Below are 12,237 nucleotides of genomic sequence, written 5' to 3'. Positions count from 1 at the left end.
GTGTGTTTTTAAGAATCAGCATTAACACTTTATTGTAAAAAAAGACCAAATCATAAATGATTCAGTCTGAAGGTAGTTTAATTATACATGCTAGATCCGATGCTTTGGAGAAACATTGTAATAGCATATAAGTATTAACATCCTAGTAAAAAGCTTGGGGTTGGAAAATCCCTTGTGGTTTATTTACATTGTATTTTATATTACTAATCCGTATATTATTTATCCTGTGATGTTGAACCCCACGTTATCTGAACTACTTCAACGATTATTCTTTGACTTTTAAAAGTCGTAAAGCATTTAAGATCACAATGATTGCAGCTCCGGTATCACTTAATACTGCTAGCCAAAGTGTTAACAAACCAGGGAAGATTAGAGCTAGAGCCACAAATTTGACGATTAATGAGAACCAAATGTTTTGCTTAATGATTGTCAATGCTTTTCTACTTAGTTTTACCGTATATGGAAGTTTTTCAAGATTGTCTGCCATTAAGACAATGTCAGCAGTTTCCATCGCTGTGTCAGTTCCAGCACCACCCATAGCAATTCCTAGATCAGCAGTAGCAAGAGCAGGTGCATCATTTATTCCGTCTCCAACCATAGCTACCTTATAGCCTTCACTTTGCAATTGTTTGATGGCCGTAACCTTGTCTTCTGGTAGAAGGTCAGCAAAATAACGGCAGACATTCGCTTCCTTTGAAATCATTTTAGCTGTGCCTTCATTATCACCGGTTAACATGAAAACCTCGTTAATCCCAGCCTGTTTTAATCCTCTTAATGCTTTTACAGTAGTCTGTCGAATCGTATCAGCAACAGCAATAATACCGATTATTTTAGTTTCTGTACCGATCATTACGACTGTTTTACCTTGATTCTGAAGTCGTTGAACAGTTTCGGTTATATTCCCTAACGTTACATTCTTTTCTTCAAATAATTTTAGATTCCCAGCGTAATAGAGTTCTCCATCAAGAGTTGCTTGTACTCCTTTACCGACAATGTTCTTAAATAATTCACCATTTCTGGGTTGTATTCCTTTAGCCTGGGCATATTCCACAATGCTTTTTGCGATTGGGTGTGTCGAGTATTCTTCTAATGTCAAAGCAATTGACAATAGCTGATCGTCATCCGTATCTAGGGTAATTATTTCAGATACCTTTGGTTTACCTTCTGTTAACGTACCTGTTTTATCGAAGGCTATGGCAGTAATAGCACCAGCTTTTTCTAAGAACGTACCGCCTTTGATCAATACACCATTCTTTGCTGCATTTCCTATGGCAGATACGATTGCAACAGGTGTTGAAATCACTAAGGCGCAGGGGCAAGCAACTACTAATAATTCAAGTCCTCTGTAGAACCATTCAGCCCAGCTTCCAAAATCTAGTAGTGGAGGAAGAACCATGACGACTAATGCTAGAATAAACACAATCGGAGTATAGATACTCGCAAATCGATCAACAAATGCTTGTGTTGGAGCTTTTTGCTCCTGAGCTTCTTCCACTAAGTGAATAATTTTAGCGATTGTTGTATCTTCCACCAACTTAGTTACTTTTACCTCAAGTGAACCACTTTCATTTATTGTTCCTGCATAGACAGTATCTCCAATTTCTTTATCGACTGGAATCGATTCTCCTGTGATCGGTGCTTGATTTACACTGGACTCACCTAGTACAATTTCACCGTCTAGTGGGATCTTATCTCCAGGTTTTACGATCAAAATATCACCAATCGAAACCTCTTCAACTGGTTTTTTGATGAGATCTAATCCTACTTTTACAAAGGCTTCAGAAGGAGCCAGGTCCATTAAATTTCGAATGGAGTTTCTTGTTTTTTCAATCGACATATTCTGAAGAGTGGTTCCTAATGCGAATAACCATACAACGGTTGCACCTTCTAACCATTCTCCAATTAGGGCAGCGCCAATCGCCGCAGTAGACATGAGGACATTCATATCTAATGAACGACTTTTAATTGAATAATAGGCACTTTTTACAGGTTTATACCCACTTATAAGCATTGCAACTGCATACATAAGTGTTGTGAATAGGGTAGAGATGCCTGTAAAGGATCCAATAAATCCTAGAGCAATCATTATTCCAGAGAATATAATCCCACCATTAACACTTAAGGGTTTAGGTGATTCATTTGATATTTTACTAGTAAACACTGAAGCTTTATAACCTATTTTAGAAACTTCAGAAATGATATCATCAACACTGTTATCATGTTCAATTTTCATTTTGCCAGTTGAAAAATTCACACTTACACCTTTTACTGCAGGGATGGTGTTCAAGTGGTTTTCAATACTTTTCGCGCAACTTCCACAATCCATTCCTTCAACGTTGAAGATTCTTACATTTTTGTTTTTGAGTAGTGGTTCAATACCATATCCTAGTTTTTGTACTTCACTTTCCACTTGGTCAAATGAGGCACTGTTATTACCGACTATTTGTAATTTAGCAGTATTATAGTTTACTTTAACTTCTTGAATATCTCGCAAACCACTTAATCCTTTTTCAATTGTCAAGGCACATGAAGGACAATCCATACCGTGAATGCGGAACTCTGCCTTTTCACTAATAGAAGCAAGTGATTCTTGAGGTTTGTCATCAATATTACTACTGCAACAACTAATTGCCTCTAAACTTTTGTCTTTGTTATTGCTACTGCAACAAGATGTGTTTTCCGTACCCGCAACTGCGGTTTTTTCAGTCGAACCACAACATTTATCAGCCATTAACTCCAACTCCCTAATCTATGTGACGGTCACAACAAGCAACATCATTCTGCACGTCTTCAAATACGGTATTAAACATCATTAATAAATCACGAACTTGATCATTACGTAAGCTGTAATAAACGTATTTTCCTTCTTGTCTCCCGACTATGAGACCACAACCCTTTAAACATGCTAAATGCTGTGAAATATTAGATTGATTCCCTTTAAGGTCATCCACAATCTGAGAGACCGCTTTTTCTTGGTCTTTTATACTTACAAGAATTTGGATACGTGTTTTATCAGCAAATCCTCTAAGAAATTTAACTTTCGTATCAATATCTGTTTGCAGCAAAACATTTCCCCCTAATCATATTAGAATTCACTAATACGTTCTGTTAGTATCATATTAGCAACCTCTAATACGTGTGTCAAAACTTTAAAAAAATGGATTGTGTCAATTTGAAAGGTATTTGAATACTACATATTCTCCAAAAAAATTAAGCAAGTTTCACAATAAGGTTCTGGTTTTAAAAGGACTTATTCAATCTATATAGAAAATATAAAGAGATATCGATCGTTTAAAAAATGGGGAAGACCAGTAAATGACCAATTTTGGTGGTGATCCGGTAGGTAAAAATATATAAATATTTTAAAATAAAGGCTCTTTTCTAAAAGATTGTTCTTTCGGGTAATAAAGGCAAAACTAGATGATAGGAGCGTAAGGTGGCGACTCCTCGAAAATGTATTCACATTTTCTTCGTGCGTGGGTTATTTCAAAGAAGCAAATTTAATGTCCAGCGGGAAAAGCGTGAGACTTGAGACCCCGCAGGAGCGGCAGCGACGTGTCCAGTTTCAGCGGCTAGAAACTCGAGAAATTTCAACTCCTCCTTCAGAGGCAAAATAAGCCTCTTTGTCGGAGTCTCCGACGCACACGACGTGCTAGTGCCGACTTCGCCACAGGACGAGGCGCTTTAGTCGGCCAATTTTCTCGTTTCTGTGCAAGCCGCTTCCACATTTCGTTGAGGAGGATCAAGCCACGCCCGTGGAAAGCGTCCACCTGAAGCGGAAGCCAACGATATAAAAAACAACAAAGTTTGCGAAAACATCCTAAAATAATCGAAGTTCACACATTAAAAATTTTATTGAAATAGGGGGCTTTAGAGATGAAAAGAATATGTATTCAATGTCAAACTGAAATGATAGAGGATTGTAAAGTGACTGTTGAGGGTGATATTGCTGGACTAAAAATAAGTCAAAAAAGGAAAGGACTTTTCAACAATATTTCGGCAAAAACAAAAGCTTCAGTGTGTCCCAATTGTGGCTATGTAGCTCTATACATTGATGATTTTAAAGAATTTAATCAGTAATAGGTTTTAAAGCTAAGATAGACACTCCTTAATACCGATTACTATTATGGAAGTAACCGACACGAAAGTCCAAGACGGATTAACGCAAATTTTGTTGAAATTATATAGCTGCGGGGCAGTAGGGTTGAATAAATAATTCTTAAAAAGGGGATAGGAAATGCCTATTATAAAGCATAAGCAATTTATCCAAGCACCTGTGGAGGTATGCTTTGACCTTGCAAGAAACGTTGATATACATATTGAAACTACTGCTAAAACTAAAGAAAAAGCTGTCGATGGAATTACACAAGGGCTATTAACTATTGGCGATACTGTTACTTGGGAAGCTACTCACTTTGGTATTAGACAAAGGCTAACAGCAAAAGTAACTCAAATGGAAAAGCCTATCATGTTTGTTGATAGTATGGTGAAAGGAGCTTTTCGTTCCTTTACTCATACCCATCAATTCAAAGAAGAAAAAGGTGGGACTCTAATGATTGATACATTTGAGTATAAGTCACCTTTTGGTCCACTTGGAGTTATTGCAGATAAGTTATTTTTGGAAAAGTATATGACAAACTTTATCATTTCTCGTGCAAAAGAACTAAAAAGAATTGCAGAGAATGTAAATTAGCTTTATCAACTAATGTGTGCATTAATCTAAGAAAAATTAATGCCTTTTTTGATTAAATTTTTATTTATATTGGGAGGGTTAAAATGAAGATGATTAAGGCTGCTATTTTCGATTTAGATGGAACATTACTGAATAGAGATGAATCAGTTTATATGTTTATAAATGCACAATATAATAGGTTGAAAAAATTTGTTGGTCATATTCCAAGAGAGAAATATGTTACGAGATTTATAGAATTAGACAATCGTGGGTATGTATGGAAAGATAAGGTGTTTCAACAATTAATACATGAATATGAGATTCGTGATATTACGTGGGAGGAATTACTTCAAGATTATATATGTGAGTTTAAAAATAATTGCGTTCCTTTTCCTAATCTTATAAATATGTTAAGGGAATTAAAAAGAAGGAACATTATGTTAGGAATCATTACAAATGGAAAAGGGCAGTTTCAGATGGACAATATAAAGGCACTTGGTATAGAGAAGTATTTTGACACGATTTTAGTATCTGAATGGGAAGAAATAAGAAAACCAGATCCTAAAATTTTATAAGAGCGTTGGACCAACTTAATGTTTCACCTAATCAATGCATATTTATTGGGGACCATCCTGTAAATGATGTGAAAGCTGCAAAAAGTGTCGGGATAAAAGCGATTTGGAAAAAAGATCTTCAATGGACTACTGTTGAAGCTGATTTTATCATTAACGATTTATCTGAATTGCCTTTGATTATAGATAAAATAAACACTTAGTAAACTTATGGTAGTAGCGATCAATGTTTATATTGTAGATACCCTGCCATCTAGTTTATTAGGAATAGGGTTTAAATAAAAATAAATTCACACAAAAGCAATGTCACTACATATTAGACATTGCTTATTTTTGTGTTTTATTTTAGTGCAATTAGTATCGATTATTCCTTGCTAAAAGCAATTTTTAATCCAATTAAGGTGAATAATGAACCTTGAATATAGTTGATCTTTTTAGAGATTGTTGGGTTTTTACGTAAAAATGTCCCTACTTTCCCAGCAAAGATACTGATTAACGAGAAAATAACCAAAGTTTGGATTAGAAAAAGGATGCCGTAGACAAGCATTTGCAATGAAACATGACCATTTTCATAGTTAATAAATTGTGGAAAGAAGGCTAGGAAAAACAAAGACACCTTAGGATTTAGTAGGTTCATAATAACCCCTTTTTTGTATAGAGATTTATAGTCTAAAGTGTCCTCGTTTTTAAGTATAAGATCCGTATCTTTTTCTTTGAAAGACTTATAGGCTAAGAATAACAAATAGGCTGCGCCTGCATATTTGACGACCGTAAATGCAAATGCAGACTGATAAATTAAAGCTGAAATTCCAATCGTTGCAGCTGTAATATGTACTAGTAATCCTGTACAAAGCCCAAGTGTCGTAAAGATACCTGCCTTTTTTCCTTTTGCTAGACTCTGTGCCAACGTGAACAAATTATCTGGACCTGGCATCAGAGTAAGAATGATTGCAGCACTTAAAAAAGATAGTATAGAAAGAAAATCCACGTTTATCCCTCCAATTTTTTAAGATTAATATTAACATAACTCCGTTGAGTTAGGTTAATGAAAATAAGTTTACCGAGATTTTTCTGAAAAGTAATATAAGAGTGGGATACTATCCAAGTATTTGTATCGTGAATTATTTGAATCTTATTTATTTTATGGGTATTTATGTTAAAATATGGATAGTATTGGAATGGATCGATTTATGGAAATGATTCTAGGGAGTGGGTCGTTTGGCAAAAAGAAGCATTGGCATATCCTTTATAGGGATTTCAGTCATTTTGATTGGTTTTAAGTGGATTGGTGAATTCATTGGTGGCGCATCGGTTTCGGGAACTATTATAAACATTAGCACATTTACATTTTTAGCTGGGTTATGCTTTTTAGCTTGGAGTGAATATGACAAGCGTAAAGGTCATAAGAGGAAGTCAGGGTAATCCACTAAGGTAATGTAAAGCATTATACCAACAGCCTAGAATTTAAGATATTCCTGTGTAAAACATCTATTATTTGGGGGGATCGCCATGAATATTGGAAGCGAATATTTGAGAATCGTCATTGAACGATTTAAAAGTGTAAAAAGCCTCGGGGATAAGACCATCCAACAGTTAAGTGAAGAGGAAATCCATTGGTCTTATAATGATGAGTCTAATAGTGTTGCCATCATTCTAAAGCATGTAAGCGGGAACATGGTTTCAAGATGGACTGATTTTTTGACTTCAGATGGAGAAAAAGAATATCGTAATCGTGATGATGAATTTATTGACAATATATCTTCTAAGTCAGAGGCAATTAAGATTTGGGAAAAAGGATGGGAAGTGCTATTAGCTACACTTAACGATTTATGTGAGGAAGACTTATTAAAAAAGATTTACATTCGTGGAGAAAGTCATTTGGTTATAGATGCTATTGAAAGGCAAATGGCCCATTACGCATATCATGTCGGCCAAATTGTGTATATCGGCAAACTATTAAAGGACAGCAATTGGGAAAGTCTCAGTATACCAAGATGGAAATCCGAGGATTATTTAAGGGAAATGCTTGAGAAACACAAAAACCGTAATAAATAACGGAAAAACTTGAATGAACGTAGAGCAATAACCTTAGAACGGTTATTGCTCATTTTTTTGATATCCGTTTATTGGTACAGTAATATGGTTGGAGGAAGCCTAACTTATAGATATAAAATGCTAAAATACTACCATGTAGGAATAAAGTATGAATACACTATCAAATGTCACCCAGAAGGAACAACAAGAGACTGTAAAAGCAGGTAACAGTCTCTTAATATTCTTACTCCATGAACTTTCCTAAGGGCCCAAAAACGTAATGTAACAAAGTGGTGGGGCCAGGTACTTTTTCTAGGTTAAAGAAAGATAAGCCCACCGAGACAATAAGAATTGACACAAATATAATCTTTTCGACTTTCTTGAGGCCCATTAATCGATTCTTTTCAAAAAGGATAATAATACACACTAAGACTAGGACAGTCAGTCCTACACTCCAGTTCATCATTTTACCACATCGTCGTTAGGGAAGGCTGCAGGGGGACCGATGTCACCTGGTGTTCTAATGGTGGCGTCTACATGTATTTTCACATCCACTTCAGAAAATTTTTCATCCCACTGATTCTTTACTTTCTTCCATTCTTCAGGATATTTTTGATGGAACCTTCTCCCAAAGTCAATAGGATCAGAATGAAATTCATGCTGCAGCTTCTTGATAGTTTGACTCACTCTTTCTTTTAAAACGGCTTCAAATTCGTTTTGTAGTCGCTCGATGACTTGCTCATTAAATAAATTCATTTTTGTTTCATTTTGGACGATATCCCCTCTAATATCTAAATCAACATTCATGATCCAACGCCCTTTTTCGATTAGTGGTTTGAACTTTATCTTTCCAATGGTCGGCATCATGATAATTTCCTCATTATAGCCCTCAGGTTTAATGGATAATGTGCTTCTTTTTATTTTTCTTAATAACCACATAAGCCCACGTGTTTGTTCCATATTTAATTGCCCTACCATTTTATTCTTTTTAAAGATGGCTGTGCCAGTGATGGTTGGTATTGTTTCATTTTCTTGTCTAGCTTTTTCCGGAGAGAACAATGGTTTAACTAAAGGCAATGCTACTGCTTGGCTTTCTCCCATCAAATGGGTGTCCACATCAATCAGAGTCGTATCTATTCCACTTTCATGCGTTGATAATTTTCTAAGCGCCTCTGCAGAATAGCGCTCTAAAGGAGGTACTAGCATGAGAATTTCTCTTGCTTTTTCCTCGCTGACGTAGATGTAGGAGAAACCTCTTGGTGCAGGATGACGAAGCAAATAGTCGACTTCCTTTTGTATTCCCTTTTTTGCTAGTTCGTTTCCCATTATAAATATTTTACATTGGCCCCAGAAAAGTACTCTGGGTACATTCGATTGTAATTTAGATACAGCTTCTGCAAGACTATCTCCGGTTCCTTCACGTATAAATGTTGATCCAGCACTTGGATCTTCTCCTGTTTGGCCCGTTGTAATGGCACGGGGAATAAAAATTTGTACAGAGATTTGAATTTTATCGTCCTCTACAAGATCAATCGCTGCAGCTGTGATGATTGAAAGATCTTGTAATTCCTCAGAGTCCCAACAGCCAGAAAGAAGTAATAATGATAGTAGAATGATACAACTTTTCCTAAGTATCAAGTACTTTCACTCCTTTTTCTCTTGATTAATGCGATTCCAAGTAGAAAAAGGGGGATGATGGTTTGAATCGTTAGTAAATAAAATGGCTGAATTGTAGATATATAGTTCACTTTTACCACTAAATTTGGGAGATCCCAGTAACTAAAGATAAAGACTAATACACTTAACGGAAAGACGATAATCTTGTAACTGGAGAACCTAAATAATTGTGCGAGTGAAAGACTTGCTGCATATAAAAAGACGGAAATTTTAACAAAGTTTCCAAGGACCCATGATGCTGTAATCAGTACCTCAAAATTTTCAAAGAAGTTGTAAACAGTAATGGAACGAATGATTGCATATACTGGATAAAATAGATTTGCTGCAGATGTTCCAATTGCAGTAAGTACAAAAAAGTTCACATATAATAGTATGAACATTACAATTAGGGATGCTCGTAAACCAGATTTTAAGCCATTTTTTTGATTATTGATATACGGAAATATAAATGCTAATAGGAAAAATTCACTAAACCAAGAATTATGAATCAATGTCCCTTTCATAACAGGCAATAATCCATTTTCTAAAAATGGCAATAGATATCCAAGCTTAATGTCTTTTATTAATAACAACAGAACTACTGAGGAACTCATAAATAGTGTCGTGCAAATAATAGCGGTTCTCGCAATTACCTCTAATCCACCACGAACTGCTAATGCGCTGACAAACAATATCGTAATCGAAAAGATGATTATTGGGGTATCTGTCATTACATTTGTCGAAATGAAACTTGAATATTCTCTAACGATAATCCCTGAATTATGAATATAGAATAGTGTAAGGAGAAGTCCAAATACTCTCCCTGCAGCTTTACCAATTATCCTCTCGCTATACTCGATAGGGGTTTGCATAGGATATAATTCGTGCAATCTCCAGACGATGTAGACTGTTAAAAATCCAATCAACGAGCCTAAAATAGGAGTCATCCACATATCATGGCCAGCAAATTTTGCATCAATAGATGGAATGGAAAGAATTGCGGTCCCAATAATCGTTGGTATCATAATAAATTCCGTTTGTGGCGCTGTAATTCTGCCCTTTTCTACCATTTAATGTTTCACCGCCATCTAGCATAAAAATAGGTTGGAGAACATTAGTCTCCTCCTTTGTCTGGTTGTGGTTCTATTGTTTTTCCTTGTCTTACCGAATCAATGTTACCTGTTAAATGAGGTCGAAAGTTCATCTTCCATAATGGAAAACGAACAAACGTATCTTGCATTGGATTCTTATGTAAGGTATTAATTGGACTTAAATATGGAATATCAAAAGATCTCAACGTTGATAAATGAATGATTAGGACGATTAAAGCAAGCATTACTCCGATTAAGCCTAAAAGACCTGCCAAAATAATAATTGGAAATCGTAACAGCCGAATTGAAAGACCGATGGAATATCGTGGGACTAGAAAAGAAGCAATTCCTGTAATGCTAACCACAATAATCATAGGTGCAGAGACAATTCCAGCTTGTACCGCGGCTTGACCAATTACTAAGGCACCTACGATACTAACTGCAGAACCAATTTGCTTGGGTAATCGCAGACCAGCCTCCCGTAATGCTTCAAAGGCAAGCTCCATCAAAAAAGCCTCTACAATGGCTGGAAAGGGCACTCCTTCCCTTGCGGAAGCAATGCTCAGCATCAGATTGATCGGAAGCATTTCTTGATGAAAGCTCGTAATCGCAACATAGATAGAAAGGAGGAAGATAGCCACTCCTAAAAATATAAAACGAATGATTCGAATAAATGTTCCTATCCAAAAACGTTCATAATAATCTTCTTGGGATTGAAATAAGCTAAAAAAACTAATTGGCGCTATTAAGGAAAAAGGGGTACCGTCAATCATTAATACCGCTCTGCCCTCTAGTAAATTGGCAGAAACAACATCCGGTCGTTCCGTATATAAAACTTGTGGAAATGGTGAAAAAGGATGATCTTCAATAAATTGCTCGATATATCCGCTTTCTAAAACTCCATCAATATCAATCCGATTTAGGCGATTTTCCATTTCCTGAATTAAGTTCTGGTCAGCTAGTCCCTCTATATATGAAATGACTACTTTTGTTTTTGTATATTTACCAACATATAGTGGCTTCATTTTGAGGGAAGGATCTTTGATAATCCGTCGAACTAACGATGTATTTACTCCTATGGACTCAGTGAAACCTTCCCTGGGTCCACGGATTCCAGTCTCAGCTGATGGTTCTTCAATGGAACGCTTTTCATACTTTACAATTCCTAAAGAATAGGCCTCTTTAAGACCATCTAGCAGTAAGAGTGGGTTGCCATTGGCAATTGCATCACTACAGGCTGAATACGTATCTATCTTTTTTATATTCGAAATCGGAATCGTATTTTTTAAAGAATGAATGAAATCTTTCTCAATAATTTCTGTCATTTTCAATAAATTTTCAAGTACAAGTTCATCAAGCTTTTGTAGATCACTTAATCCTTCTATATAAACAACAGCGGCCTTTTTATTGCCAATCGCAAATGAATGAAAAACGACATCTGAACTATCTTTATAAAGTGAGGAAAAAAACAGGACATTCTCATCAAGGCTATTTGATAATGAAACACCCACAGATTGATTTTTCTCTGGAGCTTCTTTACCTTTCGTCCCTTTCTCTTGAGGAAGTCTTCTCATGCGAAACACCTTTTTTCCTCCTCTAACCCAGTATTAATACTTACATTGCCTTAATTGGTAATAAAATATGCATAGAGGAAATTGTTTCAAGTTATTGAGAAGGAAAATTGTACCAATTTGTAGAATTATTCGGAGAGAGTTAAACGTTGATATTAGAAGTTTTCTTTAAAGAGGTGGATGTGTTGAAAAAATCTCTAGGTTTGATTTCATTGATTTTAATAAGTCTTTTTATCGTTCTAGGTTTTGTAATCCCACAAGCAATAGAACCTTTACCTGAATCATTAGACTTATTGCTGTTGTTAAGCCTGTTAATAGGGTCATTTATAACCGCGATATTAAGTGAAAAAGGACGTTTGAAAATTATTAATGTCGCTTTTTCGTTAGTGGGTATGTTTGCTTTACTAATTATCATTATTTTCACAATTAGTATGATGTTGTTTGGGAACTTTGGGACTTAGGTTTATTTTAAATTATCCATCATAGTTTTAACTTGTTTATCGATGGATGGTGAGGGAGAAATTATTATTAAAATCATAATGATGAAGAACATTGAATATTATGTTACTATCACTAAAATTCGTTCGTGAAAAGGAGGTGACGAGTAACGGGGTACAAATTTACATCAAAAAAGAAATGGA

Annotated in this window: 11 protein-coding genes and 1 pseudogene; 6 read left to right on the top strand and 6 right to left on the bottom strand. The window is 35.6% G+C overall.

The features are described 5' to 3' along the window. Positions 1 to 265 precede the first annotated feature (265 nt). Both AC6CHV_RS01835 and AC6CHV_RS01830 read right to left on the bottom strand, forming a co-directional pair. On the bottom strand, positions 266 to 2,731 hold the full coding sequence (locus AC6CHV_RS01835) for a heavy metal translocating P-type ATPase (RefSeq protein WP_121446065.1): 2,466 nt from the start codon (positions 2,729 to 2,731) through the stop codon (positions 266 to 268). Between the two features lie 13 nt (positions 2,732 to 2,744). Next, positions 2,745 to 3,065 carry an ArsR/SmtB family transcription factor gene (locus AC6CHV_RS01830; protein WP_121446066.1) on the bottom strand — a complete coding sequence of 107 codons (321 nt, stop codon included), beginning with the start codon at positions 3,063 to 3,065 and terminating at the stop codon, positions 2,745 to 2,747. Positions 3,066 to 3,876: 811 nt separating this feature from the next. On the opposite strand from AC6CHV_RS01830, the gene AC6CHV_RS01825 reads away from it, so the two are divergent. The 3 genes and pseudogenes from AC6CHV_RS01825 (at position 3,877) to AC6CHV_RS01815 (ending at position 5,447) form a co-directional block, all read left to right on the top strand. After that, positions 3,877 to 4,080 carry a nucleic acid-binding protein gene (locus tag AC6CHV_RS01825; RefSeq protein ID WP_121446067.1) on the top strand — a complete coding sequence of 68 codons (204 nt, stop codon included), beginning with the start codon at positions 3,877 to 3,879 and terminating at the stop codon, positions 4,078 to 4,080. A gap of 157 nt (positions 4,081 to 4,237) precedes the next feature. Beyond that, positions 4,238 to 4,693, top strand: a complete 456-nt coding sequence (locus AC6CHV_RS01820; protein ID WP_121446068.1) for an SRPBCC family protein — start codon at positions 4,238 to 4,240, stop codon at positions 4,691 to 4,693. Between the two features lie 89 nt (positions 4,694 to 4,782). After that, a pseudogene (locus tag AC6CHV_RS01815) lies at positions 4,783 to 5,447 on the top strand (HAD family hydrolase). 161 nt (positions 5,448 to 5,608) lie between these two features. On the opposite strand, the gene AC6CHV_RS01810 reads toward AC6CHV_RS01815, so the two are convergent. Beyond that, positions 5,609 to 6,232, bottom strand: a complete 624-nt coding sequence (locus AC6CHV_RS01810) for a LysE family translocator (RefSeq protein WP_341331545.1) — start codon at positions 6,230 to 6,232, stop codon at positions 5,609 to 5,611. 230 nt (positions 6,233 to 6,462) lie between these two features. Here AC6CHV_RS01810 and AC6CHV_RS01805 point away from each other — a divergent pair, with 230 nt between their 5' ends. Together AC6CHV_RS01805 and AC6CHV_RS01800 are read left to right on the top strand one after the other, a co-directional pair. Then, positions 6,463 to 6,666, top strand: a complete 204-nt coding sequence (locus AC6CHV_RS01805; RefSeq protein ID WP_121446070.1) for a hypothetical protein — start codon at positions 6,463 to 6,465, stop codon at positions 6,664 to 6,666. 87 nt (positions 6,667 to 6,753) lie between these two features. Continuing rightward, positions 6,754 to 7,299: a DUF1572 family protein gene (locus AC6CHV_RS01800; RefSeq protein WP_498077964.1), complete on the top strand. Its 546-nt coding sequence runs from the start codon at positions 6,754 to 6,756 to the stop codon at positions 7,297 to 7,299. A 441-nt stretch (positions 7,300 to 7,740) separates the two neighbouring features. Here AC6CHV_RS01800 and AC6CHV_RS01795 read toward each other — a convergent pair whose 3' ends face one another. Genes AC6CHV_RS01795 through AC6CHV_RS01785 form a run of 3 tightly spaced genes read right to left on the bottom strand, consistent with a single transcriptional unit; the run spans position 7,741 to position 11,599 of the window. Continuing rightward, positions 7,741 to 8,916 carry a Ger(x)C family spore germination protein gene (locus AC6CHV_RS01795; protein ID WP_498077963.1) on the bottom strand — a complete coding sequence of 392 codons (1,176 nt, stop codon included), beginning with the start codon at positions 8,914 to 8,916 and terminating at the stop codon, positions 7,741 to 7,743. Beyond that, on the bottom strand, positions 8,913 to 10,004 hold the full coding sequence (locus AC6CHV_RS01790; RefSeq protein WP_498077962.1) for an endospore germination permease: 1,092 nt from the start codon (positions 10,002 to 10,004) through the stop codon (positions 8,913 to 8,915). Before AC6CHV_RS01790 ends, AC6CHV_RS01795 begins: the two co-directional genes overlap by 4 nt. A gap of 44 nt (positions 10,005 to 10,048) precedes the next feature. Next, positions 10,049 to 11,599 carry a spore germination protein gene (locus AC6CHV_RS01785; protein ID WP_498077971.1) on the bottom strand — a complete coding sequence of 517 codons (1,551 nt, stop codon included), beginning with the start codon at positions 11,597 to 11,599 and terminating at the stop codon, positions 10,049 to 10,051. A 182-nt stretch (positions 11,600 to 11,781) separates the two neighbouring features. Here AC6CHV_RS01785 and AC6CHV_RS01780 point away from each other — a divergent pair, with 182 nt between their 5' ends. Further along, positions 11,782 to 12,057 carry a histidine kinase gene (locus AC6CHV_RS01780; RefSeq protein ID WP_440272588.1) on the top strand — a complete coding sequence of 92 codons (276 nt, stop codon included), beginning with the start codon at positions 11,782 to 11,784 and terminating at the stop codon, positions 12,055 to 12,057. Positions 12,058 to 12,237: the final 180 nt, after the last annotated feature.

Source organism: Ferdinandcohnia sp. GQ5, assembly GCF_059759275.1.
Note: the sequence above shows the minus strand (reverse complement) of the source record. Positions and strands in the feature narration are given on the sequence as shown.

Coding starts and splice junctions, on each gene's coding strand:
- AC6CHV_RS01785 (WP_498077971.1), bottom strand. CDS start 11,599: ATGAGAAGACTTCCTCAAGAGAAAGGGACGAAAGGTAAAGAAGCTCCA.
- AC6CHV_RS01820 (WP_121446068.1), top strand. CDS start 4,238: ATGCCTATTATAAAGCATAAGCAATTTATCCAAGCACCTGTGGAGGTA.
- AC6CHV_RS01790 (WP_498077962.1), bottom strand. CDS start 10,004: ATGGTAGAAAAGGGCAGAATTACAGCGCCACAAACGGAATTTATTATG.
- AC6CHV_RS01825 (WP_121446067.1), top strand. CDS start 3,877: ATGAAAAGAATATGTATTCAATGTCAAACTGAAATGATAGAGGATTGT.
- AC6CHV_RS01800 (WP_498077964.1), top strand. CDS start 6,754: ATGAATATTGGAAGCGAATATTTGAGAATCGTCATTGAACGATTTAAA.
- AC6CHV_RS01835 (WP_121446065.1), bottom strand. CDS start 2,731: ATGGCTGATAAATGTTGTGGTTCGACTGAAAAAACCGCAGTTGCGGGT.